General features: G+C 31.8%; 27 protein-coding genes. All 27 read left to right on the plus strand.

Features of this window, described 5'->3' with window-relative positions:
* Positions 1 to 7 precede the first annotated feature (7 nt).
* The 27 genes from uppP (at position 8) to DEFDS_RS02175 (ending at position 25,350) form a co-directional block, all read left to right on the plus strand.
* Positions 8 to 799, plus strand: coding sequence for an undecaprenyl-diphosphatase UppP (uppP, locus tag DEFDS_RS02045; RefSeq protein ID WP_013007151.1), 792 nt, complete (start codon positions 8 to 10; stop codon positions 797 to 799).
* A complete protein-coding gene (locus DEFDS_RS02050) occupies positions 790 to 2,937 on the plus strand; it encodes an FtsK/SpoIIIE family DNA translocase (protein WP_013007152.1) in 2,148 nt (715 codons plus the stop codon). Before uppP ends, DEFDS_RS02050 begins: the two co-directional genes overlap by 10 nt.
* Positions 2,930 to 3,907 (plus strand): dihydroorotate dehydrogenase-like protein, encoded by a 978-nt coding sequence (locus tag DEFDS_RS02055; protein WP_013007153.1) that lies wholly within the window; start codon positions 2,930 to 2,932, stop codon positions 3,905 to 3,907. Before DEFDS_RS02050 ends, DEFDS_RS02055 begins: the two co-directional genes overlap by 8 nt.
* A gap of 46 nt (positions 3,908 to 3,953) precedes the next feature.
* On the plus strand, positions 3,954 to 4,739 hold the full coding sequence (fliR, locus tag DEFDS_RS02060) for a flagellar biosynthetic protein FliR (RefSeq protein ID WP_013007154.1): 786 nt from the start codon (positions 3,954 to 3,956) through the stop codon (positions 4,737 to 4,739).
* Positions 4,739 to 5,818, plus strand: coding sequence for a flagellar biosynthesis protein FlhB (flhB, locus tag DEFDS_RS02065; RefSeq protein ID WP_013007155.1), 1,080 nt, complete (start codon positions 4,739 to 4,741; stop codon positions 5,816 to 5,818). The genes fliR and flhB overlap by 1 nt, the downstream gene beginning before the upstream one ends.
* A 124-nt stretch (positions 5,819 to 5,942) precedes the next feature.
* The gene (gene flhA / locus DEFDS_RS02070) at positions 5,943 to 8,027 is read left to right on the plus strand and encodes a flagellar biosynthesis protein FlhA (RefSeq protein ID WP_013007156.1); all 2,085 of its coding nucleotides are present in this window, start codon (positions 5,943 to 5,945) and stop codon (positions 8,025 to 8,027) included.
* On the plus strand, positions 8,017 to 9,177 hold the full coding sequence (flhF, locus tag DEFDS_RS02075) for a flagellar biosynthesis protein FlhF (protein ID WP_013007157.1): 1,161 nt from the start codon (positions 8,017 to 8,019) through the stop codon (positions 9,175 to 9,177). Before flhA ends, flhF begins: the two co-directional genes overlap by 11 nt.
* The gene (locus tag DEFDS_RS02080) at positions 9,165 to 10,016 is read left to right on the plus strand and encodes a MinD/ParA family protein (RefSeq protein ID WP_269446357.1); all 852 of its coding nucleotides are present in this window, start codon (positions 9,165 to 9,167) and stop codon (positions 10,014 to 10,016) included. The genes flhF and DEFDS_RS02080 overlap by 13 nt, the downstream gene beginning before the upstream one ends.
* 1 nt (position 10,017) lies before the next feature.
* Complete coding sequence (locus DEFDS_RS02085; RefSeq protein ID WP_013007159.1) at positions 10,018 to 10,236, plus strand: hypothetical protein; 219 nt, start codon at positions 10,018 to 10,020, stop codon at positions 10,234 to 10,236.
* A 2-nt stretch (positions 10,237 to 10,238) separates the two neighbouring features.
* Positions 10,239 to 10,964, plus strand: coding sequence for a sigma-70 family RNA polymerase sigma factor (locus tag DEFDS_RS02090; protein ID WP_231841027.1), 726 nt, complete (start codon positions 10,239 to 10,241; stop codon positions 10,962 to 10,964).
* Positions 10,961 to 12,025, plus strand: coding sequence for a protein-glutamate methylesterase/protein-glutamine glutaminase (locus tag DEFDS_RS02095; protein WP_013007161.1), 1,065 nt, complete (start codon positions 10,961 to 10,963; stop codon positions 12,023 to 12,025). The genes DEFDS_RS02090 and DEFDS_RS02095 overlap by 4 nt, the downstream gene beginning before the upstream one ends.
* 15 nt (positions 12,026 to 12,040) lie before the next feature.
* Positions 12,041 to 13,042 carry a flagellar motor switch protein FliM gene (fliM, locus tag DEFDS_RS02100; RefSeq protein ID WP_013007162.1) on the plus strand — a complete coding sequence of 334 codons (1,002 nt, stop codon included), beginning with the start codon at positions 12,041 to 12,043 and terminating at the stop codon, positions 13,040 to 13,042.
* A complete protein-coding gene (gene fliN / locus DEFDS_RS02105) occupies positions 13,039 to 13,917 on the plus strand; it encodes a flagellar motor switch protein FliN (protein ID WP_013007163.1) in 879 nt (292 codons plus the stop codon). Before fliM ends, fliN begins: the two co-directional genes overlap by 4 nt.
* 53 nt (positions 13,918 to 13,970) lie before the next feature.
* Positions 13,971 to 14,348, plus strand: coding sequence for a response regulator (locus DEFDS_RS02110; RefSeq protein WP_013007164.1), 378 nt, complete (start codon positions 13,971 to 13,973; stop codon positions 14,346 to 14,348).
* A 1-nt stretch (position 14,349) separates the two neighbouring features.
* The gene (locus tag DEFDS_RS02115; RefSeq protein ID WP_013007165.1) at positions 14,350 to 14,985 is read left to right on the plus strand and encodes a protein phosphatase CheZ; all 636 of its coding nucleotides are present in this window, start codon (positions 14,350 to 14,352) and stop codon (positions 14,983 to 14,985) included.
* Positions 14,986 to 14,994: 9 nt separating this feature from the next.
* Positions 14,995 to 17,079 (plus strand): hybrid sensor histidine kinase/response regulator, encoded by a 2,085-nt coding sequence (locus DEFDS_RS02120; protein ID WP_013007166.1) that lies wholly within the window; start codon positions 14,995 to 14,997, stop codon positions 17,077 to 17,079.
* Positions 17,051 to 17,347 carry a hypothetical protein gene (locus DEFDS_RS02125; protein WP_013007167.1) on the plus strand — a complete coding sequence of 99 codons (297 nt, stop codon included), beginning with the start codon at positions 17,051 to 17,053 and terminating at the stop codon, positions 17,345 to 17,347. Before DEFDS_RS02120 ends, DEFDS_RS02125 begins: the two co-directional genes overlap by 29 nt.
* Positions 17,268 to 17,870 carry an OmpA family protein gene (locus DEFDS_RS02130; RefSeq protein WP_013007168.1) on the plus strand — a complete coding sequence of 201 codons (603 nt, stop codon included), beginning with the start codon at positions 17,268 to 17,270 and terminating at the stop codon, positions 17,868 to 17,870. Before DEFDS_RS02125 ends, DEFDS_RS02130 begins: the two co-directional genes overlap by 80 nt.
* Positions 17,857 to 18,837 (plus strand): hypothetical protein, encoded by a 981-nt coding sequence (locus tag DEFDS_RS02135; RefSeq protein WP_013007169.1) that lies wholly within the window; start codon positions 17,857 to 17,859, stop codon positions 18,835 to 18,837. Before DEFDS_RS02130 ends, DEFDS_RS02135 begins: the two co-directional genes overlap by 14 nt.
* Positions 18,824 to 20,416 carry a SpoIIE family protein phosphatase gene (locus DEFDS_RS02140; protein WP_013007170.1) on the plus strand — a complete coding sequence of 531 codons (1,593 nt, stop codon included), beginning with the start codon at positions 18,824 to 18,826 and terminating at the stop codon, positions 20,414 to 20,416. Before DEFDS_RS02135 ends, DEFDS_RS02140 begins: the two co-directional genes overlap by 14 nt.
* A gap of 1 nt (position 20,417) precedes the next feature.
* The gene (locus DEFDS_RS02145; RefSeq protein ID WP_013007171.1) at positions 20,418 to 20,735 is read left to right on the plus strand and encodes an STAS domain-containing protein; all 318 of its coding nucleotides are present in this window, start codon (positions 20,418 to 20,420) and stop codon (positions 20,733 to 20,735) included.
* 3 nt (positions 20,736 to 20,738) lie between these two features.
* A complete protein-coding gene (locus DEFDS_RS02150; RefSeq protein ID WP_013007172.1) occupies positions 20,739 to 22,157 on the plus strand; it encodes a HEAT repeat domain-containing protein in 1,419 nt (472 codons plus the stop codon).
* Complete coding sequence (locus tag DEFDS_RS02155) at positions 22,154 to 22,987, plus strand: CheR family methyltransferase (protein WP_013007173.1); 834 nt, start codon at positions 22,154 to 22,156, stop codon at positions 22,985 to 22,987. Before DEFDS_RS02150 ends, DEFDS_RS02155 begins: the two co-directional genes overlap by 4 nt.
* A gap of 3 nt (positions 22,988 to 22,990) precedes the next feature.
* Positions 22,991 to 23,299 carry a hypothetical protein gene (locus tag DEFDS_RS02160; RefSeq protein ID WP_013007174.1) on the plus strand — a complete coding sequence of 103 codons (309 nt, stop codon included), beginning with the start codon at positions 22,991 to 22,993 and terminating at the stop codon, positions 23,297 to 23,299.
* A gap of 1 nt (position 23,300) precedes the next feature.
* Positions 23,301 to 24,086, plus strand: a complete 786-nt coding sequence (locus DEFDS_RS02165; RefSeq protein WP_013007175.1) for a PilZ domain-containing protein — start codon at positions 23,301 to 23,303, stop codon at positions 24,084 to 24,086.
* A gap of 15 nt (positions 24,087 to 24,101) precedes the next feature.
* Complete coding sequence (locus DEFDS_RS02170) at positions 24,102 to 24,527, plus strand: DUF6115 domain-containing protein (protein WP_013007176.1); 426 nt, start codon at positions 24,102 to 24,104, stop codon at positions 24,525 to 24,527.
* Entirely contained in the window at positions 24,514 to 25,350 is an 837-nt protein-coding gene (locus DEFDS_RS02175) for a hypothetical protein (protein WP_013007177.1), read from the plus strand. The genes DEFDS_RS02170 and DEFDS_RS02175 overlap by 14 nt, the downstream gene beginning before the upstream one ends.
* Positions 25,351 to 25,356: the final 6 nt, after the last annotated feature.

A 25,356-nucleotide genomic window follows, 5' to 3' on the forward strand; every position in this document is an offset into this window, starting at 1 on the left:
GTGATTTGTGCAGACTACCGATGCTTTAATTTTAGGTTTGATTCAGGGGTTGACTGAGTTTTTACCTGTTAGTTCAAGTGGGCACCTAGTGATTGTTCAATCTATGATTAAAAACTTTAATCAGCCAGGTATTTTGTTTGATACCCTATTACATTTTGCTACACTGCTTGCAGTTTTTATCTATTTTCGTAAGAGAATAAAAAAAATTATCAGAGCTTTTTTTGGTTTGTTTATGAGAAAGTATAGGGTGGATTATTTTGAAAATAAAAGATTTTTATGGGGGATAATAATTGCCACAATCCCAACAGGTATTATAGGGTTGTCACTTGAAAAATATGCAGAAAAGCTATTTAGCACCACTGTTTATGTTGGATATGCTCTTATTTTAACTTCGATTATTTTATATTTATCTGATAAAGCTAAAGGGAGTCAACCTGTTGATGGAAATAAATCATTTATCCTTGGGATAGTTCAGGGTCTAGCTGTAATTCCTGGGATTTCAAGGTCTGGATCAACTATTGCTGCAGCACTATTTATGGGGGTAAAAAGGGAAGAGGCTGCAGAATTTTCTTTTTTAATATCGATCCCTGCTATTTTAGGTGCAACTGTTTTGCAGTTAAGAGATGTTGATATTTCAATGATTTCTGATTTAAACGCGTATCTCTTTGGTATGATTGCTGCTTTTGTGAGTGGATTAATAGCATTAGCTATTTTAATACCGCTTGTTAAAAAGGGGAGACTAACTATTTTTGCTATATACTGTTTGTTAGTGGGGTTTATAACTGTAATATGGCTTTAGAAGAGAAGCAGAAAAAGGTATTAACAGCTTTAATTTTGCTCTTTTTAATAATATTTTTCTCTGTTTCCATATTTACCCATTCTCACAATGATCCATCATACAGTAATATTGTTTTTACAGATTTAAAACTTCAGGTAAACAACGGCTTTGGAAAGATTGGAGCCTATGTATCTGATCTGTTGGGGACTGTTTTTGGTGCTCCAATAATTATTTTTGTTATTGCTCTCATATTTGTTTTTTTAGATATTTTAAAAAACAGAACTATTAATTTTATTTTAATAAGGTTTTTCTCTTTTTTATCATTAATGTTATTTCTATCATTCTTGTTTGGAGCTATTTTGACTGATGACCCATACTTTGTTTCTAAGCCTGCTGGCGGAATAATGGGTATTTTTAGTAGATTTTTGATGGTAAATTTCTTAGGTAAAGTTGGAACTGTTATTTTTACACTGTTTGGGATTGCGATCTCTTTATTTTTTATTTTTAGAGATATTATAGACAAAAATTTGAATTTTAATGTGAAAATCTTTTTGCCAAATTTGAAAAGGGATAAAAGCAGAAAAAATAAAGAGAAAAAGGGCTCTAAAACTCGAAAAAGTAAAGTTAAAGATGAGGTTATTGAGGAAGATTTGGAAATAGAAAATGATAATATTGAAGAAGCTTTAGAAGATAAGCAATTAAATATTTCTGAGCTAAATTGTGTTAAGAAGGCCAGTAAAGCAAAATATTATATCCCAATCGATTTACTTGATGATTTTAATGGAAAGGTAATGATGGTTTCTGAAAGTGAGTTAAAGAAAAATGCTCAAATTTTAGAAGAAAAGCTTAGGGATTTTGGTGTAGAGGGGAAAGTAAAAGAGATTCAGCCTGGGCCTGTTGTGACACTTTATGAATTTGAGCCAGCTCCAGGTATAAAGATTAGTAAAATTGCTAACCTTGAAAATGACCTAGCTTTGGCTATGAGTGCTATTAGTGTTAGAATTATTGCTCCAATACCTGGCAAATCTGTAGTGGGTATTGAGCTTCCAAATACGAAAAGGGCAACTGTGTATCTGAAAGAACTATTGTCTTCAGAAGAGTTTGCAAAAAGCAAATCACCATTAACAGTTGTTTTGGGTAAAGATATAGCTGGGAAACCTTATATTACAGATCTTACTAAAATGCCTCATCTATTGATTGCCGGGACAACAGGTAGCGGTAAAAGTGTGGCGATAAATGGGATAATTACTTCTATCCTTTTTAAATCTTCTTATGAAGATGTGAAATTTGTAATGATTGACCCTAAAATGGTAGAGTTAAGTGTTTATGAGGGGATACCGCATTTGGCAGCGCCAGTTGTTGTTAACCCAAGAAAAGCTGCTAATGTGCTCAAAAATGTGGTGGAAGAGATGGAGCATAGATATGCCCTTTTAGCTGATAGAAAGGTTAGAAACATTATTTCTTATAATCAGATAATAGAGAAAGAGGGCGGGGAAAAGCTCCCATATTTAGTAGTTGTGGTTGATGAATTTGCAGATTTGATGATTGTGGCAGGAAAAGATGTTGAAGAGACAATTATCAGAATTGCCCAGATGGCAAGAGCTGTTGGGATACACCTTGTGTTAGCTACTCAAAGACCTTCTGTGAATGTGATTACAGGTATTATAAAGGCGAATATGCCAGCAAGACTTTCTTTTAGGGTTTCTTCAAAAACAGATTCAAGAACAATTTTAGATCAAAATGGTGCTGAGGTTTTACTTGGTAAAGGGGATTCTCTTTTTATCCCTCCAGGTAGCAGCGAGCCAATAAGGATTCATGGATGTTTTGTAAGTGAGAATGAGATAAATAGGGTGGTTGATTATTTAAAAGGGTTGGCTGAGCCTGTTTACAATATGGAGCTTGTAAAAGATGAAAATGATAGAGATGAAACAGTGGATGAAGAAGATTTAGATGAAAAATATTATGAAGCGTTGGAACTTGTAAAAGAGAAAGGGTTTGCTTCTATATCGATGATACAGAGATATTTGCGTATTGGGTACAATAGAGCTGCAAGGATTGTTGAAATTATGGAAAAACAAGGTATTATAGCACCAAGTGATGGGACATCAAAACCAAGAGAGGTTTTAATAAAAGATCAGAGAGGTAAAGGTAATGGCTGATTTAAAAACATTTTATATGGGGTATGAACTAAAAAATCCAATTATTTTATCAAGTTGTTCACTTTCAAAAAATATCGATAATTTATGTCAGGCTGAGGATAGCGGGATTGCAGCAATAGTATTAGCATCTTTGTTTGAAGAAGTGATAAAAAATGAGCTTGGGGTGGTTTCTGACACATTTCATCCTGAAGCGTATGAATATGGTGTAGATTCTTCTATGCTTTCTTATGGAGCTACAAAATATATAGATTTGGTTAAAGAGGCAAAGAAACGATTAAATATACCAGTTTTTGCTAGTGTTAACTGTATAGATAGTGAAGTATGGATAGATTTTGCCAGGTCGATAGAAGATGCTGGTGCTGATGGATTGGAGCTTAATATATCTTATATATCATTTCAAGTAGATGATAATCCTAGAGATATTGAAGATAAATATGTTGAAATTGTAGAGAAGGTTAAAAATAAATTGAATATACCTATATCTGTAAAATTAGGACCATATTTTACATCTATTCCGAATATGGTAAAAAGGTTGAAAGATGTTGGTGCAGATGCTGTTGTTTTATTAAATAGATATTATCAGATGAATTATGATTTTATCGAGGATAAATATGTCCCAATAAATTATTTTAGTGGGGATAAAGAGTGCTATAATGTTTTAAGGTGGGTAGGGATTGTGAGCAGTCAATTGGATATTGATATAGCTGCCACAACAGGTTTTCATACTGCTAAACAGATAGTAGAAGCTTTATATATGGGAGCATCGTCTGTGCAGTTGGCTACTATTTTTTATAAGAAAGGTTTGGTCTATGCAAAGGAGCTTTTGAAAGAGGTTAATGAAATTTTAGAAAAACAAAACTGCAGCTCTATAAAGGATATTAAGGGTAAAGCTGTTGACAGTTTTGAAGAGATTAAAGCTTTAGAGCGTGTTCAGTATATGGAATATTTAAATAAAGCATCAGAAGGGTAAAGTTTTTCTTAGAGTTTTATCTTGGAGGTAGCTGTATAGGAGTGAGATGAATTCTTTTTATGATTTATTAAATACTGATTATTTATTGACGTTTTTTTTGATTGTAATAAGAGTAAGTGGTATTTTGTTTACTGCACCAGTTTTTGGAAGTGGTGTTGTTGATGTTAGGCTACGTTTATTTTTTTCCATAATAGTTTCAATACTTATTATAAATAATGTTTCTATAATATCGTTTCAAAATGTTTCTACCTTACTTTTAATTTTACTAGTGATTAAAGAGTTGCTTATTGGTATTGCAACCGGTGTGCTTGCAAGATTTATTTTTGCCGGTGTCCAGTTTGGAGGACAATTGATTGGCTTTCAAATGGGGTTTGGTGTTGTAAATATCCTTGATCCACAAACAAATACTCAAGTTTCTATTATCGCACAGTTTCAAAATATTTTGATGATATTGATCTTTTTGGCAATTGGTGGTCACCTTTTTGTTATTAAAGCGATAAGCTATTCTTTTACAAATGTTCCTTTGGCAAAGTTTACTTTTAGTAGTGAAGGGTATATTTTTTTAGTTGAAAAATTTGGAAGTATTTTTTTGACGGCAATAAAAATCATAGCACCGGTTTTTGTTACACTTCTATTACTACATGTTGTAATGGGTATTATGGCTAGGCTTGTGCCGCAGATGAATGTATTGATTGTGGGATTTCCTGTTCAAATTGCTTTTGGTCTTCTTGTTTTGTTGTTGAGTTTATCTTATTTTTACAAGATATTTGAGAAAATACTTTATCAATATTTAGTTAATATAGATCAGCTTTTTAAAATCTTGGGTGGATAATGCCAGAAAAAAATGATGCCGAAAGAACGGAAGAGGCTACGCCGAGACGAAGGCAAAAAGCTAGGGAAGAAGGGAACGTCCCTAAAAGTAGGGAGCTATCTACTGCTATTATCTTTTTAATTAGTGTGATTTTTCTGTATTTTTACACGCCAATATTGATAGATAACTTTTCTAAATTAATTAGTCATACTCTTTCAAAGGTAGGGTATACTCTAAGTAAAAGCGCTACAGTTGAGCTATTTAATTTCGTTTTTCAATTTTATTTAAAAGTGTTATTTCCACTATTTGCTCTGTTGGTTGTGGCTGGGTTATTGGTAAATGTTGCCCAATTTGGGTTTTTGATATCTCCAAAGGCACTGGAGCCTAAATGGGATAGATTAAACCCTATAAATGGCTTACAAAACTTATTTTCAAAAAGAAGTCTTGTGGAGCTTATAAAATCTATTTTTAAGATATTTGTAGTGGGATTTGTGGCTTATATTATTGTGAGAGGCAAAATAGGAGTTATTTTAAATCTTGCTGATGCCGACCCTTTTTCAAGTATGGTATTTTTTGGTAAACTTGTTTTTGAGCTCTGTTTTAAAATTGGGCTTTTGATTTTGTTGATGTCCATATTAGACTTTTTCTATCAAAAATGGCAGTATGAACAAGATCTTAAGATGACAAAGCAAGAGGTAAAAGAGGAGTTTAAGCAGATGGAGGGGGATCCCCTGATTAGGCAACGAATTAGAAGTATGCAAAGGGAGATGGCTCGAAAACGTATGATGGAAGAAGTACCCAAAGCAGATGTGGTTATTACCAACCCTACTCATTATGCTGTTGCCATAAAATACGACATAAACAAAGATAGGGCACCTGTAGTTGTTGCTAAAGGGCAGAGATTGATGGCACAGAAAATAAAAGAGATAGCAAAAGAAAATGGTGTATTTATCCATGAAGACCCTCCACTTGCTAGAACCTTGTATTCACAAGTGGAAATAGGGGATGAAATACCTGAAAATCTTTATAAAGCTATTGCTGAAATATTGGCTATTGTGTATAAAATGAAGAATAAAAGAGTTGAGGATGTTGCACAATAAAAAAATAATATTTTGAGATTGCTTCACAAACGCTCGCAATGACGGAATAATGTTGTCATTGCGACCCCGCCATTTAGTGGGAGATGTTGAGTTTAAAGTTTATAAATAAAGAGGTTTGTTAATTGTGGCTCAAAGTAATGTGATGAAATATTTAAAACAGACAGAGATTTTAGTTGCAATAGCAATTGTTGGTATTTTGATTGTGATGATTTTGCCTATGCCATCCTTGCTTTTGGATATCTTGCTGACTATGAGTATTACGTTTGCTGTGATTATACTGCTTGTATCAGTTTATATAAAAGACCCTTTGGAGTTTTCTACATTTCCAACTGTGTTACTAATTGCCACACTTTTCAGGTTATCTTTAAATGTGGCTACTACAAGAAGGATTTTACTGCATGGCGCAGAAGGTGAAGATGCTGCTGGTGCTGTAATTAAGGCATTTGGCCAATTTGTGGTTGGTGGTAATTACGTTGTTGGTATTATAATATTTCTCGTTCTTGTTATTATTAATTTCGTTGTTATTACCAAAGGTTCTGGAAGAGTTGCAGAGGTAGCAGCAAGATTTACGTTAGATGCGATGCCTGGTAAGCAGATGAGTATTGATGCTGATTTAAATGCAGGCTTGATTGATGAGCAAACTGCAAGAAAAAGAAGGGAAGAGATTCAGAAACAGGCTGACTTTTATGGTGCTATGGATGGTGCCAGTAAATTCGTAAGAGGTGATGCTGTTGCAGGATTAATTATTACAGCAATCAATATTATTGGTGGTTTGATTATAGGTGTTGCTCAACACGGATTATCGGTTTCAGAAGCTGCTAAAATTTTTACTATTTTAACTGTTGGTGATGGCCTTGTGAGTCAAATTCCTGCTCTAATTGTTTCAACTGCTGCAGGTATTGTGGTTACAAGGACTGGTGATGAAGAGGATTTGGGAAGTCAACTTGTTTATCAACTGTTCAAAAGCTCAAAAATAATGTTTGTAGCTGGTGGTATACTTTTCTTTTTTGCACTTGTGCCTGGTATGCCAAAGGTTTCTTTTATCTTTCTTTCATTGTTGATGATTGGTGTTGGCTATTTGATGAGAAATGCGAAAGAAAAGGTAGAAAAAGAGGATATTGAAACTGAAGAAGAATCTGAAGAGGAAACTCCTGAAGAGGAGATGGTTAAAGACCTTTTGGATATTGATTTAATGGAGTTAGAAATAGGGTTTAATCTCATCCCATTAGTGGATACCAACAGAGGTGGTACATTATTAAACAGAATAAAATCATTAAGAAGACAGATAGCTTTAGAGATGGGGTTTATAGTTCCTCCTATTAGAATTAGGGATAATTTACAGATAGATCCAAATAGCTATGTGGTTTTTATTAAAGGGGTAAAGGTTGCCACTGGTTCAGTTTATCCAGATAAATACTTGGTAATGAATCCTGATGGAGATTTGGACTCTATAGATGGGATCCCCACTAAAGAGCCAGCTTTTGGTTTAGACGCAAAGTGGGTGGATGAAATAGAGAAAGAGAAAGCAGAAATCGAAGGGATGACGGTGGTTGATCCTTCCACTGTTATTTCTACACACTTAACAGAGATTATTAAAACATATGCTTATGAATTACTTGGTAGACAGGAGACCCAAGAACTTATTGATAGACTTAAAGAAAAATATCCAAAGCTTGTAGAAGATTTAATTCCAAACATACTTGATATAGGGATTGTTCAAAGAGTTTTACAAAATTTGTTAAAAGAACGTGTTTCTATTAGAAACTTACCAACAATTTTAGAGACATTGGCTGCCTATGGTACACAAAGTAAGGATATCGAATATCTTACGGAAAAGGTTAGAGTAGCTTTAAAAAGGCAGATTACAGAAAGTTTGCTTGCTGCTGACAACCGTCTTTATGTTTTTACGTTAGCTCCCCAGATTGAGCAGATGATAGCTAAAAATATACAGCAGGGGGATGATGGTAGAGAAGTGGTGATGGAGCCAACAACAGCTCAAAAGCTTTTACAAAAACTAATAGATAAGACTAAAGAGATTACGGAAAATGGTTTAAATTCAGTTCTTGTTATTTCACCACCTATTCGGTACCCATTTAGACGATTTGTAGAAAAATTTGTTCCAAATCTTTATGTGATTTCGCATAATGAAATTGCTGAAAATGTTCAGATAGAATCTTTAGGAACTGTGGAGATAACAGATGAAAATTAAAAAGTATGAAGTCTATGATATGAGAGAAGCTATCGAATTGATAAAAAAGGATCTTGGCCCTGATGCCGTTATTTTATCTACGAAAAAGATTGTAAAAAATAACAGCTTTGGACTATTTTCAAGACCCATATTAGAAGTTACTGCTGCAATAGATTACGAGCCACCAAAGAAAAAAAAGAAAGAATATGAAGAAAATATAAGTAAAGTTGAAAAGGATGATTTTAATTTGGAGGAGATTGCTAGTAAACTTGGTCTTGAAAAACTCGAAATAGTTTTAAAAGAGATTAGTGATATTAAAAAGCAGCTCAGTGAGTTAAAAAACAAATCAAAGGATGATATCCAGACAGCTGATTTGCCAGAAAATATGGTTCCCTATTTTAATGTTTTGGTAAAAAATGGGGTTGACGATTTAATAGCTTATAAATTCTTAAAGAAGGTAGAAAAGAGAGTATCCACTGATTTTAATAGAGCTCAGCTTAATAAGTTGTTAGTTCAATTATTAAGTGAGCTTATTCCTATTGAAAAAGATTATTTTTCTTCATTAAAGCAGAAAGTGGTGGCTATGATTGGCCCAACAGGTGTTGGAAAAACAACAACGATAGCTAAAATTGCTGCAACTCTTAGTTTAAAGTTACAAAAAAAGGTTGCTTTGATTACCATAGATACATTTAGAATTGGAGCAGTAGAACAGCTTAGAACTTATGCAGATATTGTGGATATTCCTTTGAAAGTGGCTTCTAATCCAGAAGAGTTAAAGTCGCAGATTGCAGAGCTTTCTGGTTTTGATTATATCTTTTTGGATTCTATGGGTAGGAGTCAGTTTGATGATAGCCAGATTAGAGAGCTTGCAAAGTATATGGAGGTAAGCCCTGTTATAACTCCTGTATTGGTATTATCTATGAGTTCAAATCATGCAGAGCTTTATGATACTTTTGATAGATATAGATTGTTGAAACCGGAATATCTAATTTTTACAAAATTAGATGAAACGAGGAGATTTGGACCTTTATTAAATTTACCTGTGTTAAAGAAAATCCCATTGCTTTTACTTTCTACAGGTCAGAATGTTCCTGAAGATATAGAAATACCAGATGGCAAAAAGATTGCTATAAGATTGTTAAGTGACATACAAAAACTTTGGAGAGAGTAGTGGGAGATCAGGCAAGCATTTTGAGAAAAATGGCTTGGTTAAAAGATAGAAAAGCAAAATATATCTCTATTGCTAGCGGTAAAGGTGGGGTTGGTAAAACGAATTTCTCGGTAAATCTTGCCTACATGCTCTCAAAATTTGGGAAAAAAGTTCTTTTATTTGATGCTGACTTAGGCCTTGCAAATGTTGATATTATTTTAAATATTGCTCCATTAAGAACTATCAAAGATTATCTAAATGGTGATGCAAAGGTTGATGATGTAGTGATTCCAAATGTAAAAGGTTTTGATGTTTTCCCTGCTTCAAGTGGATTTATGGAGTTGTCAAGTTTGAGTAGTGATGATTTTGATAAGATAGTAGATATGTTTTTATCTTTGGATAAAATTTATGATTATATTATTTTTGATACTGCTGCAGGTATTGCAGAGAATGTTTTGAGATTTATCACTTTTTCAGATATTTTTGTTGTTATTACATTGGCAGAACCAACAGCCATTACTGATGCATACGCTTTGATAAAGGTTGTTAATATGAAAATAGGGGATTTAAACCCCTATGTTGTGGTAAATATGGTTAACAGTGAAAAGCAGGGAAATTTTGTTTTTGACAATTTGTCAAAGGTAGTAAAAAACTTTTTGAAAAAGGAGATTAGATACCTTGGTAGTATAAAGCGCGATAAAAATCTTATAAAAGCAGTTGCAAATCAAAAAATTGCTGCGGAGGTTTTTCCAGATAGTGATTTTGCTTTGGGAGTTAAGAATATAGCAAACAAATTGTTAAGTATTGATGAAAAAAATAGAAATATCAGTATTGAGAAGTTTCTTTATATGAGAGGTTGATATGAAGGGGATATACGGGTATGTGGCGCTTTTAATTGCTTCTTTGTCATTTATGATATCATTTGGATATAAGGTTTTTCATTTAGATTATATTGATATTGAAAATTTCTTTAGCCTGTTTTTAAGAGATTTGATGGTTTTTTTTGTTGTATATTTTATTGCAAAGTATTTTTTTAAAAACATCGAAATGATATTTAATAACTATAGAAAGATATTATGAAAATGAATGAATATTATAAGTTAAATGAAGAATTTTATAATGAAGAGGAATTAATAAAGGAGTTTATCCCTAAGATAAAATTGTGGGTATTAAAAGCTTGTTCGAATTTGCCTGACAGCGTGGATATGGATGAGATTTACTCCGCAGCCTGTTTCGGTTTTGTTGAGGCGCTAAAACGATATGATAAAAGCAGGAATATAGATTTTAAATATTATGCAGAAAAGCGTGTGAAGGGTGCAATTTTAGATGTTTTGCGCAAAATGGATATTTTATCGAGAAATGTAAGGACAAAAATCAAAGATTTAGAGGATAAAATTGCAAGATTATCATCTAAACTGGGTAGAAAGCCGCATCCGTCAGAAATTGCAAAAGAATATAATTTAGATATTGATGAGGTTAATAAATTATTAGAGCTGTTAGAAAACTCTGATCAAGTAAGTTTAGATATTACATTTGGTGAGGATGATAGTAGTTCATTGATAAATTTTATAAAAAGTGATATTTTAACACCTGAGGAGTCAATTGAGAAAAAAGAGTTGATAGAGGTTTTGGGTAAAGAGATTGAAAAGTTGAATGAGAAGGAAAGACTTGTCATAACATTATATTATTATGAAGATCTTACGATGAAAGAGATAGGTAGTGTACTTGGGATATCAGAATCAAGAGTAAGTCAACTGCATAATAGTGCAGTAAAAAAACTAAAGAAAAGGATGGAGTGGAAAGTATGAGTAAAATCAAGGTATTAATTGTTGATGATTCTGCTTTTATGAGGAAAGCCATTGAAGGGATGTTAAAGAAAGACCCTGAAATAGAAATAGTTGGATTTGCAAGAAACGGGAAAGAAGCAGTTGAGATGGTGGAAAGCCTAAAACCAGATATCATTACTTTAGATATAGAAATGCCTATAATGAATGGCTTAGAAGCTCTCGAAATAATCATGAAAAAATTCCCTACACCTACCATAATGGTTAGTTCTTTAACTACAGAAGGTGCTGAGGCAACTTTAAAGGCATTGGAGCTTGGTGCAGTTGATTTTATCCCAAAAGATAAGTCTTTTGCCACATTGACAATAATGAAAATAGAAAAAGAATTGATAGAAAAGATAAAGTATTTTGCCAGAAAAAGATCTACTGGTATAATTAGAAGACCAACTGTTACAACTAAAACAGTTGAGAAAAAAACTCAGATAGCTGGTATTAGCAAACCTACAAGAAAAGTCCCTTTAAAGATGGTTTTGATAGGTACTTCTACAGGTGGGCCTCAATCTTTACAGAGAGTTATACCAAAATTACCTGCTGATTTGAATAAGCCCGTATTGGTGGTTCAGCATATGCCCCCTAATTTTACAAAATCTCTTGCAGATAGATTAAATAATTTAAGCAAATTGACAGTAATAGAGGCTCAGGGGAAAGAAAAGATTGAGCCAAATGTTGTTTATATAGCAAAAGGTGGATTTCATCTAAAGGTTAGGAAAGTTGGGTCGAATTATTATACAGAGGTAAGTGAAGAACCGAAAAATGTTTTGCATGTACCAAGTGTTGATGTGATGGTTGAATCAGCTGTGGAGGCTATTGGTGGTAATGGCCTTGGAGTGATTATGACAGGAATGGGTTCTGATGGAAAGATTGGATTGCAAAAGCTTAAAGAGAAAGGTGGAATAGTGATTGCTCAGGATAAAGATAGCTGTGTTGTTTATGGGATGCCAAGAGCAGTTGTAGAAGCAAACCTTGCTGATGAAGTGGTACCTCTTGATAAACTTGCTGAAAGAATTACAGCATACTGTAAATAGGAGATAATTTAAAAAATGGCCGATATTTTAAGTCAAGAAGAGATTGATGCCCTACTTTCGACAGTAGCTGAAGAAGGTATTGATGAGAAAAAAATAGATTCGTTGGAGTTTGTTCCTAAAAAAGTATCGGTCTATGATTTTAGAAGGCCTGATAGGGTTTCTAAAGAGCAGTTAAGGTCTCTTAGAAATTTACATGATAAGTTTGCTAGAAATTTTAGCTCTGCCCTTTCTAATGTATTGAGAGCTATTACTGATATAAATTTGGTAAGCGTTGACCAGATGACTTATGGTGAGTTTCTTATGTCTTTACCTGATCCAACAAGTTTTAATGTTATAAGTATGATACCTTTAGAGGGGAATTTAGTTTTGGAAATCAACCCATCAATTGTTTTCCCTATAGTTGATAAACTGTTAGGTGGCACAGGTCAACCACTTTACAAAATTAGGGAGCTGACAGACTTAGAGCAGAAATTGCTTGATGGCGTTATTAATCTTTTACTGAAAGAGCTTGAAGATGTCTGGAGACAGGTTATTCCAAATGTAAAATTTAAAAAAGAGGTAAGTGAGAATAGTCCACAGGTTATACAGATAGTTGCTCAAAATGAAGTTGTTGTTTTGATTGTTTTTGAGGTCAAATTTGGTGAAGCAAGTGGATTGATAAATTTATGTTTTCCAGCAATTACTCTTGAGCCTGTCCTTGGTAAAATTAGCTCTCAAGATTGGATTATTGGTGGTAAAAAAGGTAAGTTTGGCAATTATGAGGAGCAAATATTTTTGCTGCTTGAAGATATATTTGTAGATGTTGAAGCTGTGTTAGGTGAGAATATATTTACAGTTGATGAAATACTCTCTTTAAAAGCAGGAGATACAATATTACTCAATAAAAAATCAACCCATCCTGCAGTATTGATTTTAAATAATCTGAAGAAGTTTGAAGTGGAGCTAGGTATCTCTGGAGTCAAAAAAGCGGTTAAAGTAAAGAGAATTATAGAAGATCACGTGGGAGTTGAACAGTGAAAAATTTATTTAATTTGGATGATATGCCGGGATATAAAGAGTTTGTCGATTTAGTTAAAGAGAATTTTGGTAGTTCTTTGCAAACTGTGATAAATAGAGATGTTGAAATAGAAATTACTGAATTTTTCACAGGGTTTATCTCAGATGTCTATGAAAATTTTGATAATCCTGTTTGTGTAAAAGGGGTTGAAACTGAAAGTGGGAATGAGTTTGGATTACTTTTCACTATAAAAGATTTGACAGCGCTTGTCGATTACATGATGATGGGGGAAGGGGAATCTAAAGATGAGCTTGATGATGAAACAAAGGATGGGGCAAAAGAGCTGATAACTCAGATTGTATCCTCTTTAAATGTTCCTTTAAAGGAGAAATATGATAAAAAGTTTAATTTTACAGTGGTGGATATTTTTACTGAGATGTCAGAAGAGGATGAAAAAGAGTATGCTGCTTATAAATTTTCAATAAAAGCAGATAAAATAGATTCTGAATTTATCTTTTTTATAGATTCTGCTTTTAATAGTATAATCGAAACCTCTTCTGAAAAAACGGATGATGTACCTGATTTTGTCCCATTTGAAGAAGGTTTTGAGCAGAACAGTAGTTATGATTCAGGAGGTAATATAGATTTATTATTGGATGTTGAGATCCCTGTGTCGGTAAAAATAGGTTCTACTAAGATGTATTTAAAGGATATTTTGGAACTTGGACCTGGTAAAATTATAGAGTTAGAAGAGTATGCTGATGAGCCTGTAGAATTGTTGGTAAATAATAAAGTTATTGCTCGTGGAGAGGTTGTTGTAGTTGATGGATATTTCGGTTTGAGAATTCAGGAAATAGTGAGTAAAGCAGAAAGAATTAAGAAACTTAAAGATTGATTATTATGAAAATAGAGTTTAATATAGATATAAAACATATTTGGAGGCTTTAGATGGCTTACGATGATGTAATTATTACTGTTGATGATTCTTCTACAATGAGAAGGATTATAAAAAATACTCTTATTAAGATTGGGTTTAATAATATTCTTGAGGCTTCAAATGGTGTCGAAGCTTTGGATGTTATCTCTAAAAATAAAGTAGACCTTATTATTACTGACTGGAATATGCCTGAGATGGATGGCCTAACCTTTGTTAAAACAATTAGGTCAAATTCTGAATATGATGAAATTCCCATTTTGATGGTTACCACTGAAGCTGCTAAAGAGGATATTTTGATGGCATTAAAAAGTGGTGTTAACAATTATATTGTTAAACCGTTTACCCCTGATACATTAAAAGAGAAGGTTTTTAAACTTTTAGGTTATTAAAATGGAAGAGTATCTTAAAGATTTGAATGAGTTAATTGAAATAGCTAAGAAAATAAATAGTGGTGACTATGATTTAATCGATATTAGTTTGAATCCTGAAAGTGAACTTTTTCATATTGCAGAATATTTCAATGATGCTGTAAAAAAATTAAAAATTGTAGATGAAACTTTTTCAGATACTTATGAAGAGTTACCAGTATTTGAAAAAGTCTTAAAAGATATTATTGATGATATGAAAAATGCTTCTGAATCTATTCTTAATGAAATAGATAAAATAAATTTTAATATTGATTCTATAAAAGAAACATTAGCAAGTATAAAAAATGCTGCGCAAAACAAGGATTTTGAGCAGGTTAAAATATATATAAATGGTTTAAAAGATAATATCAGAGAAGGTGAGGATATCTGCTTTGATATTATTGCAGCTTTAGAATTTCAAGATATCACTAAACAAAAGATCGATAAGTTGTTAATGATTATAAAAGAGATTGAAGATAAGATAGCAGATTTGATTATAAAGCTCGGTTTAAAATCGAATAAAATTGATCCTGAAAAGCTTTCAGAGGTAAAAGATAAAACTGAAGTGTTAGAAGATCAGGAGTTAGTGGATAAATTATTAGAAGAATTTGGTTTATAGGAGTTTTCTATGAATAATGAAATGAACGATTTAATCCAGGATTTTTTAATCGAAGCAGAGGAATTGATAGAGCAATTGGATCAGGATTTAGTAGAACTCGAACATCGAAAAGATGATTTGGATCTGTTAAATAAAATTTTTAGAGCTGCACATACAATTAAGGGTTCATCTTCATTTCTTGGTTTTGAAAAGCTGACAGATCTTACTCACATTGCAGAAGAGATTTTAAATAAACTTCGTAAAGGTGAGATGGTAGTTACCACTGATGTTATGGATGTATTGTTGGAGTTTGTTGATTATTTAAAGAAATTAATTGATGATATAAAAAATGGTACAGATACTGTTGATATTACTGATATTGTGAAAAAGCTTAAGCTTGTAAATGAAGGAAAATCAGTAGGGGCTCCAAAAGAGGAGAAGGCAAAACCTGAGAAAAAAGAGACAAAAAAGAATGAGCCTAAACAGATTGCAAAGGTTACAAAAGCTATAGAGCAGACAATAAGGGTTGATGTTAATAGATTAGATGTATTGATGAATTTAGTTGGAGAGCTTGTTTTAAGCAGAAACAGGATAGCTCAAATTTCTGCAGAATTTGAAAAGAAGTTTGAAGGTGAATTTTTGGTTGAGCAACTTTTAGAAACCACATCACATTTGGGATTGATTACCACTGAATTGCAACTAGCTGTAATGAAAACAAGGATGGTTCCGATAGGGAAAGTGTTTAATAAATTTCCAAGAATGGTTAGAGACTTATGTAGAGAGCTAAATAAGGATATAGAGCTTGTCATCACTGGTGAAGATACAGAGCTTGATAAATCTGTTGTTGAAGAAATAGGTGATCCTCTCATCCATATGATAAGGAATGCCGTTGATCACGGGATCGAGCCACCAGAAGAGAGGGTTAAAAAAGGTAAACCTGAAAAGGGGCTTGTAGCATTAAATGCTTATTATGAGGGGAACCATATCGTTGTAGAGATAAAAGATGACGGCCGCGGTATGGATCCAGAAAAGTTGAAAAAGAAGGCGATAGAAAAAGGTGTCATCACTCCAGAAGAGGCTAAATCATTGAGTAAAGAAGAAGCTTTTGGCCTAATTTTTAGACCAGGTTTTTCCACAGCGGAAAAGGTATCTGATGTCTCAGGGCGTGGCGTTGGTATGGACGTGGTTAAAACAAACATTGAGAAACTTAATGGGATTATTCAGATAGATTCAGAATTGGATAAAGGTACAACCTTTAAATTGAAGTTACCTCTTACACTTGCAATAATTCAAGCTTTGTTAGTGGAAGTTTCAGGGGAGATATTTGCTATCCCTATTGTTTCTGTTGTTGAAACGGTAAAAATAGATGAAAATGAAATTCATAGTTTTGAAGGAAGAGAGGTTTTAAAACTTAGAGAATCTGTTTTATCTTTGATAAGATTGAACGAAGTATTTGAGTTAGAACCCACTTTTAGTAATGAGATGTATGTGGTTGTTGTAGCTTTAGCTGAGAAGAGGGTGGGACTGATTGTTGATAGATTGATTGGGCAAGAAGAGATTGTTATCAAGTCTTTGGGTGAGTATTTAGGTGGTACTGTTGGTATTGCTGGCGCTACAATTATGGGGGATGGTGCTGTAAGACTTATTCTGGATGTGGCTGGAATTATGGATATTGCATCCAAAATGCCAAGGGTTAATAGGAGAAAAACTACATCTGTTGTTCAAACAAACGAATTTACAAACAAGATGAATGTAATGGTGGTAGATGATTCAGCTACTGATAGAAAAATTATGAAGAGACTTTTAAATAATACAGGTTGGCTAAATGTTGTAGAGATTACGAACGGCAAAGATGCACTTGCTGCTATAAAGAATCTTCAGATTGATTTTGTAATTACAGATGTCTTTATGCCTGATATGGATGGTTATGAGTTGGCTAAATCATTGAGGGAATCAGGGTATAATGGACCAATAATTGCAGTTTCTTCAAGAAGTGAGGCAAAGGATAGTAAAAAATACTCATTATATGGTATAGACTCATTTATTGTAAAACCTGTAAGTTTAGAGGAGTTATTGAAAACAATCGATGAGCTTAAAGCTGTTTATAAAAAATAGTATCTTATTTGTTTTGCTTGTGTTTGTTTATGAAGTAAATACTGGTGCGACCAGATTTCAAACAGTTAGTAAGTTAGATTATAAATCGTTTTTTTACTATAATGGCGGAGCTGATGTTATTAAAAGTCTTAAAGTTGTTAGAGTTTATGACGATTCAGATTTTAAAAAGGCTTTAAAGGACTTTAAAATTGAGGACAAAAATTATAAGAAGCTTTTACCTATCCTTACTAATAATAATTTTCATTACAGGTATATCTGGTGGCGCTAATAAAAGATTATTTAAAGCTTTAGTACAAAAGCCTGGTTCTATTTCAACAGTTATTTATGTATATGATTTGTCTGTTGATAGTGCAAAAGAGAATATTGCATTAAATGGGTGGAAAGTTTTACAAATTGAAGAAGTTAGTAATGGTAAAGATTATAAATCAATTAAGAATATTAGTGGTTTTGGCAACTTAAAACTTATCAAGACATTTTATTTTAAAAAAGGTGAATATCGATTTAATCTAGATAACGAGACTATATCTTTTTTTAGAAATCTAAATAGGGATAAGGTATATTATATCTACGGTCATACTGACTCTTTACCAGTAAAGCCAAATAATAAGTATAGAAATAATTATGAATTATCAATCTTAAGGGCAGAGTTCATAAAAGAGCTTATTAGAAAATATTCTGGTATAGATAGTAATGCTAAGATAGTTGGATTTGGAGCATTTTTCCCATTAGTTTCAAATGGACTTCAAGGTGCTGAAAAAAATAGAAGGGTAGAACTTTATGAGTCGTTTTAGCGATTTAAACCCAAAAGATCTCTACAACATTTCGATAGCCAATTTTTATGATTATGTCGCTGAGATAATGGATGATTTTAATTATTCATTTCATAGAGCATTAAAAGAGGTGCCTAATAAAACCCGTTGTGAGATTTGGAAGCATAAAGGAAGTGATGACGAAGCGTTGATTTGGGTAGAGGTAGTTCAAGATGGAGGAGATGTGGATTCTGAAGTGCCGGTAGAAGTATTGAGAGTAATGAACGAAAACAATTTGACAACGTTATTCTTTTTTACAAACGGACATTTAAATGATGAGGATAAACAGATAATAGATGAAGAAGGTTATTTTATCTTTACCACAGATGAGATTATAGAAACATTAATCGCAATAGATAAGAAAAAAGAACCAAAAAAGAAAGTTGTTAGAAAAAAAGTTAAAACACCGTCAGGTTTTATTTTAATAAGAAATTATTTGAGAAATCGAGAAGTTCCTAAAGAAAAAAATGTAATTAGAATAAATCTTATAAAGAGTGTGGTAGAAAGATATTCATCATTTTATGAACCTGTAAAAAGTATTGTGGATAAAATTGAAAATTTTGATGATATACCCGATGATATAAGGGAAACTTTGAAGAAAGAGCAGTTTAAGCTTTTACCAAACTTGTTAGTTGTTTCAACGTATACTTTTTTAGATAGGTTTCAGTATTTAAAAGTTGATTTATTTAATTTTGTGAAACTTTTGATTATGTATATTGGTGCTATAATAGAATATGAACCGATGGAGGATGTAGAAAAGTATAAAAGTGAGATAGAAAAATTGTTGGAGAAATTTAATAATATAGATAAAGAAATTGAAGAGTACAAAAAAGATTATATCGAAGAAAATAAAAAATTGACAAAAAATTTGATTGTTTCATCTGTTGTAATTATATTAATTCTGTTTACAATAATTATTGCATATGTGGTGTTAAATGGAAAATATTAAATTTGATGAAGTCATCAATAATATTGAAGAGTTGGTTTTAATTGTTGATAAAAATTATAAGATTCAATATGTAAATAAGCAGATAAAAATACTTTCTGATAAAAAGCCTGAAAGCGTTATTGGGAAAAAATGTTATTCAACACTTTTTAAAAGAAGTGAACCTTGTGAAAACTGTCAACTTTCCACTTTAAAAAATAAATGTTTTGCAAAAGATATTGTGCACGATACTCTAAATTTTAGAGGGTTTAGAAAAATTCTTAGAAGTAGATTTGAGTGCTTAGATGAAGATAATCTGTTTTTGGAAGTGCTAAAGGATATTACGGAAGAGAAAGTTTTGGTAGATAAACTTACTCACCAAGCTAAAGAGCTAAAGGCCAACAATGTAATTCTTAGTTTGAAGAGGCAAGAGGTTGAAAGAAAACATAGGTTTTTAACAAAGGTTGTTAACAGTATAAGTGATGGTTTGTTGGTAGTTGAACAAGACTACAAGATAGATTTATTAAATTATAAAATAGCTGATTTTGTAAATAAAAATTATGACAGCCTAAAAAGTGGGAAATGTTTTCAAGTTTATGGATTTGAGGAGCCTTGCAGTGATTGTCCTCTAAAAAATCCTAAAGTTACAAAAAGTGTTAGAGAAGTAAATGATCGAAAATTGACCGTATATTTCAATAAATTTGAAAACTATATTGTAGAAAGTGTAAGGGATACGACCAAAGAGATTTACCTGCTTGATGAGATAAAAAGGCAGCAAGCTGAGCTTAAAGAGAAGCAGTATCAGATGATGAAGCTCAACGAAGATCTTCTCAAAATGAATGAAAAGCTTAAAAAAGCTCAGGAAATAATAAATGAAGAGCTGAGACAGGTTGGTGAGATTCAGTCAAGTTTACTCCCTGATGAATTACCACAACTAGAAGGTTATGATTTTGGTGCTTTTTATACACCTGCAGAGCAAGCTGGTGGGGACTATTACGATTGTATAGAAATGAGTAACGGTTACTGGGGTTTTACTGTTGCCGATGTAAGTGGTCATGGGATTCCAGCTGCAGTAATTATGGCTATTACTAGAGCAATTATGAGATCTTATACTTATGATGTAATTTCTGCAGCAGAAGCTTTGAGTATGGTAAACGAAATCCTGTGTGATAATATTTATACAAATGATTTTGTTACAATGTTTTATCTCGTTATGAACAGCTTGACAGGTGAGTGTAATTTTGCAAGTGCTGGTCATAATCCGCTTCTCTATTTCGATAAATCTGAGATGGTTGTGAGAAAGATAACAGCATCTGGTCTATTTTTAGGCGCTTTTGAAGAAGTTGATTATGAAGAAGGTAGCTTTGTTATGGATAGTGGAGATATCGCTTTTATGTATACCGATGGATTGGTTGAGGCAATGAATAAAAGTGATGAGCAGTATGGTTATGATCTACTGATTAATAAAATAATTATGTTTCAAAATGAGAAATGTAGTGATATAATAAATTATATAATGGAAGATGTAAAAGAGTTTACAGAAGGTAGACCTTTTGAAGATGATATTACTATCTTTGTAATAAAAAAAGAGAGTGGAGGTTAAAATGGATGTAAAAGATGTGAATGGGAAAAAAGTTGTTTATTTAAGTGGGGAAATTAATGCGCAGACTGGGCAAAGTATGAAAGAAGAGGTTTTAAAACTTTTTGAATCCACAGATACTGTTGTACTGTCATTCAAAGGTGTTGTTTATATGAATAGTTCCGGTTTAAGGGAAATCATAGATCTGTATAAAAAAACTAACAAAAATAAAAAGAATCTTAGATTATGCGAATTATCCAATGACTTAAAAGAGATGTTTTCTTTTACTGGATTAGATAAAGTATTTAAAATATTTGCTACAGAAAATGAAGCTTTGAGGTAATTTATGTCTTACAAAATTGAAAAATCGGGTGATGAATTAAAAATATACTTACTGCCTGATTTGAATGTAACAATTTTTAAAGAGATAATCGATAAAATTGCTAATGAGAAAAATGTTAAAACTGTGAAGTTGGATCTTAGCAGAGTTGAATATGTACAGAGCAAAGCTCTTGCTGGTTTTATACAGCTAAATAAGTTTTGCAATGAAAATGGATTAGATTTTTTAATTGTAAATGCTAATGAGAGCATTATTCAATTGTTTGAGCTTACCAATTTGAGATCTGTTTTTAAGATTGATATGGATTTCAGTTCATATAAACCTGAAGAGTTGTTGAAATTTTTCGAAGATATAGAACTTGCTGATAAAGTTTCCGATTTTATAGGTGAAAATTACAATGAACAATATAAAGAATTAATGCGCAAATTATTAAAATCTGATGACCCAGTATTGAAAGAGTATGCCATATTGACAATAGGAAAAGCAGGGGATTTTGAGTGTTTAGATGATATCAGGGACGCATTGAATGATGAAGTTGGTAATGTTGTAAAAGCAGCAATTACTGTTTTAGGGTGGTTTCAGGATTTTGAAAGTAAAGAGAAGATTTATGAATTTTTGAAAAGTGAATTTATAGATGTTGCTGAATCTGCTGCAGCGACAGTAGCCCTGCTATCTGATGAAAGTGATGCTGATAGGATATCAGAACTTTTAAAAAGTGATGATGAAAGGTTAAAGAAGATTGCAATTCAAGCACTTACTTTAATAAATGATGATAAATCCTATGAGATTTTGAAAAGTGAGTTAGAAAAAGAGAAAGATGAATATCTTTTAGCGTATTTGGTAAAGATGTTATCTTTTTTTAAAAAGGATGAGGTTGCTGATATTATTTTAAGTTACTTATCTCATAGATCTAATATTGTCAGGGAATCTGCTGCTGCTTCACTTATTAGAATTAATGCTGTTCATAAAATCGATGAGATATTAAAGTTGACAAAAGACTCTGATAGTATGGTTGCCTATTTTGCTGTAAAAGCTATAGGTGAGTTATGTGAAGAGCAGAAATGTGCAGATTATTTAATGAATATTTATCATGAAGTGGCTGAAAATGTTAAACTTGCCATTATTGAGGCTTTGGGAAAGATTGGTGCAAATGCTGATGATTTTCTAATTCAATGTTTATCAGAGGAGAATGAAGATATTAGAAAAGAAGCAATCAATTCTCTTTATTTATTAAAAGGTAACGAGGTAAAAGATATAGCTTTGAAATGCTTAAATGATAAAAGTTGGATTGTTAGGTATAAAACTGTAGAGATATTATCGAATATTAATGGTGATGATATGGAAACCACTTTAAGAATGCATCTTGAAAAAGAGGATAATAGATTTGTGAAAGAGAAAATTTATCAGGTGCTGGGAGAGTTATGATAAACACAGGTATTATAAAAATTAAAGATGATGAGTTTATAGAATTAGCAGAACTCATTTATAAGCATGCAGGGATTACTTTTACATCAAATAAAAAATATTTGTTAGAAAATAGATTATCAAGACTGCTTCATGAGCTAAACTTTACTTCATTTAAAGATTATATTTATTATTTAAAGTATAATATTAAAGGAAAATTTGAACTTCAGAAATTAATAAATCTGGTTACAATTAATGAAACGTATTTTTTTAGGGAAAGAGGTCAAATCGATTACCTTACCGATAAGGTTGTCCCTTTTTTGATTTCTAAGGGTAAAAGAACAATTAAAATATTATCTGCGGCATGTTCTACAGGTGAAGAACCTTACAGTATAGCTATTGCATTGAAAGAGAAGAATCTTATTGGTAAAGCAAGGTTTGATTTAATCGGTGTAGATATCAATACAGAAGTGATAAAAACAGCACAAGAAGGGATCTATCGGTCTGTTTCTTTTCGTGGAGTGGATCCTAAAATTATTTCTAAATATTTTAAGAAAGAAGATCTTAATTATTTTATTTCTGATGAAATTAAAAGAATGGTAAGGTTTATGCAGGGGAACCTTACAGATAAAATGTTGTATCTTAAGGTTGGCAAATGTGATGTGATTTTTTGCCGGAATGTGTTGATTTATTTTGATGTTGATACAAAAAAATTGGTTATTGAGCACTTTTATAATGCTCTTAATACTCCAGGTTTTTTATTTTTAGGGCACTCAGAAACAATTAATCGTTTGAATGATAAATTTGTAATGGAGAATTTTAAAACGGGTATCGTTTATAAAAAGGAGTAATATTTGACGGGCATTGGTCCAAAAGATTTACAACATATTATTGGTAAAATAAATTATCCTGAGAAAATTCAGGATGTAGTTGATAAAAATAGTTATAATAGATATGGTTATGTTTCAAAGGAGTTTGTTGAGCAAAATCTAAATAATTTAGTAACAGTAATCAATGTCGAAGATTCAAAAATGCTAATAATTGACCCTAAAAAGAGGGAAGAACTTTTAAGAAAATTGAAAAAGATTAAGAAAAGGTCTAAAAAAAAGAAGATTTCTGTTTTAGAAGAAGAAGCTGGTAAGATAATAGATACAGAGGGTTAATATGAATAAGGTTGTTTTAAAAATTTATCAAAAAGATGATATAAGGACAATTTATGCAGTATTTGTTGATCAAAAAAACTTTGGTATTAAGTCAAATGGATTAAGTGAAGATCTTTTTTCAGATTCTTTAAAGATACACGCTTTATGGTATGAAGGTGATGATCTGGTTGGTGCTGATGTGGAGTTTTTGAGAAGAGATGGGGATGTTTATTATTTAAAAATTATATCCAATGTTGAAAAAGGGCTCCGTAGAGAACATTATCGAATCGATTACAAAGGGAAATATAAGATAAAGTTGATAGATGTTGACTCCTTATCAGATTTTAAAAGAATCATTGATAGAAAGAGCATTCAAGCTAAATCCACAATGGCCAACAAAATTAAAAACATCATCCAGAAAGAAACAAGTAGTATGCAGTATGTTTTACGATTTTTATTAGAGATTGATACAAAACTTGATTTGGTATTAGAATCTTTGAGTAATAAGGAAATTGATTTAGAGTTTATGGAAGTTGATGCAATAGATATAAGCGGAGGAGGATTAAGTTTTTTTTCACCAGAAGAGATAGATAAGGAGCTTTTTCTTTACATAGAAGGTGATATCAGAGAATCGTTAACCAGAGTAAAATTTTATGCAATTGGAAAAATAGTTTCTGAGTTTAAAACCCCAAGAGGTTATATTTATGGGGTTGAGTTTAAATACATTGATAATGAATTGAGAGAAGATATCATAAAATATGTTTTTGAAAAGGATAGAGAATTGATAAAGAAATCTATTCAGAGTTAATCTAAAGGTAATAATATGAATTTTAGTTTAATATTAATTATAGCATTTGTATTGATTGGTATACTTTATCTCTTTTGTTTGGTCTTGTTTTTAAAAATTAAGCAAATCGAACAAAAATTAGTTGATATTTCTTATGATGAGGTAAATTTACTTGTGAATGAATTGAGGGAGCTAATTATAGAGAGTGAAAGGGTATCTGAAAAACTGGATAACGGTATTCGTGAAAAAGAGAGTTTGCTTGAAGATCTTGTGGATTTAGTGGATGCAAAGCTAAATAGGTATGAGATGTTGGAGTCTAATTTGGAAAAAGAGAAGAGTTTAAAAGATAAAATTTTACAACTTCATAAAAGTGGTAAATCTATGAGTGAAATAGCTAAGGAGCTAGATGTTTCTGTTACCGAAGTAAATCTTGTGATAAAGTTATTAAATGAAAATAGATAATACAAAATTATCTAATATTATCAGTAAAGAACCTCCAAAACTTAAAATTGGCGAGACTGTCAATGTCAAACTTGTAAGATTGTTAGAAAATAATGTTTATTTAGTAAGTATAAAAGGGAAAATATTAAAAGCTATTTTAAACTCCAGGCTTGCTTTATCCAAATTTCGTGCAGAAGTGGTAAAATTAGAGCCTATATTAGAGCTAAAAATGGTCAAAGATCCTTTGCAGAGTATGGATAGCCTGAAATTGAAGCAGATAATTTATAAACTTAGTAAAAGTGAGATATTTAATTCATTAAAGGAGTTAGACAATTTTAACATTAAAAAGATTGATAAAGAAGAGATAAAAAAACTTATTAAAGATTCAGGTATCTTTTTAGAAAGGAAAATTATAAAAAATGAAGATGTATCAGATGATACTAAATTGCTATTATTAAAAAAAGGGGGAGGGGAAGATAATATAACAAAATTGCAGATAAATTATTTGATTAATGGTGAATTAATTTTACCTTTTAAGGCTGAAAAGTATGATGTGAGTGATGGTGCCATTAAAATAAAAAGTAAGGATGGGAATTTTTATGTTTCATTTCATGTGAACCTTTCAGAAATTGGTGATGTTTTGGTAAAGCTTGTACATTATAAAAACGGTGAGATTAAAGGTAAAATTTTTACAGATGAAAAGTATAAAAGTTTTTTTGATAAATTGAGTGTTGATGATATTGATTTGGTCTGGGCAGCATTAAATGTTGAGGATATTGATAAAGAGTTTAATATTGATGATAAGCTTTATTCATCAATAGGGCGCTTTGAAATTATAATATAGATGATT

The organism is Deferribacter desulfuricans SSM1, from assembly GCF_000010985.1.
GTDB classification, from domain to species: domain Bacteria; phylum Chrysiogenota; class Deferribacteres; order Deferribacterales; family Deferribacteraceae; genus Deferribacter; species Deferribacter desulfuricans.

Bases quoted from the DNA above. Each gene is read 5' to 3' on its own strand.
- DEFDS_RS02155 (WP_013007173.1), top strand. From the start codon at position 22,154: ATGATAAACACAGGTATTATAAAAATTAAAGATGATGAGTTTATAGAA.
- flhF (WP_013007157.1), top strand. From the start codon at position 8,017: ATGAAAATTAAAAAGTATGAAGTCTATGATATGAGAGAAGCTATCGAA.
- flhB (WP_013007155.1), top strand. From the start codon at position 4,739: ATGCCAGAAAAAAATGATGCCGAAAGAACGGAAGAGGCTACGCCGAGA.
- DEFDS_RS02095 (WP_013007161.1), top strand. From the start codon at position 10,961: ATGAGTAAAATCAAGGTATTAATTGTTGATGATTCTGCTTTTATGAGG.
- DEFDS_RS02110 (WP_013007164.1), top strand. From the start codon at position 13,971: ATGGCTTACGATGATGTAATTATTACTGTTGATGATTCTTCTACAATG.
- DEFDS_RS02090 (WP_231841027.1), top strand. From the start codon at position 10,239: ATGAATGAATATTATAAGTTAAATGAAGAATTTTATAATGAAGAGGAA.
- DEFDS_RS02145 (WP_013007171.1), top strand. From the start codon at position 20,418: ATGGATGTAAAAGATGTGAATGGGAAAAAAGTTGTTTATTTAAGTGGG.
- DEFDS_RS02135 (WP_013007169.1), top strand. From the start codon at position 17,857: ATGAGTCGTTTTAGCGATTTAAACCCAAAAGATCTCTACAACATTTCG.
- DEFDS_RS02085 (WP_013007159.1), top strand. From the start codon at position 10,018: ATGAAGGGGATATACGGGTATGTGGCGCTTTTAATTGCTTCTTTGTCA.
- DEFDS_RS02165 (WP_013007175.1), top strand. From the start codon at position 23,301: ATGAATAAGGTTGTTTTAAAAATTTATCAAAAAGATGATATAAGGACA.
- DEFDS_RS02150 (WP_013007172.1), top strand. From the start codon at position 20,739: ATGTCTTACAAAATTGAAAAATCGGGTGATGAATTAAAAATATACTTA.
- DEFDS_RS02170 (WP_013007176.1), top strand. From the start codon at position 24,102: ATGAATTTTAGTTTAATATTAATTATAGCATTTGTATTGATTGGTATA.
- DEFDS_RS02055 (WP_013007153.1), top strand. From the start codon at position 2,930: ATGGCTGATTTAAAAACATTTTATATGGGGTATGAACTAAAAAATCCA.
- DEFDS_RS02120 (WP_013007166.1), top strand. From the start codon at position 14,995: ATGAATAATGAAATGAACGATTTAATCCAGGATTTTTTAATCGAAGCA.
- fliM (WP_013007162.1), top strand. From the start codon at position 12,041: ATGGCCGATATTTTAAGTCAAGAAGAGATTGATGCCCTACTTTCGACA.
- fliR (WP_013007154.1), top strand. From the start codon at position 3,954: ATGAATTCTTTTTATGATTTATTAAATACTGATTATTTATTGACGTTT.
- DEFDS_RS02125 (WP_013007167.1), top strand. From the start codon at position 17,051: ATGAGCTTAAAGCTGTTTATAAAAAATAGTATCTTATTTGTTTTGCTT.
- DEFDS_RS02140 (WP_013007170.1), top strand. From the start codon at position 18,824: ATGGAAAATATTAAATTTGATGAAGTCATCAATAATATTGAAGAGTTG.
- DEFDS_RS02115 (WP_013007165.1), top strand. From the start codon at position 14,350: ATGGAAGAGTATCTTAAAGATTTGAATGAGTTAATTGAAATAGCTAAG.
- DEFDS_RS02050 (WP_013007152.1), top strand. From the start codon at position 790: ATGGCTTTAGAAGAGAAGCAGAAAAAGGTATTAACAGCTTTAATTTTG.
- DEFDS_RS02175 (WP_013007177.1), top strand. From the start codon at position 24,514: ATGAAAATAGATAATACAAAATTATCTAATATTATCAGTAAAGAACCT.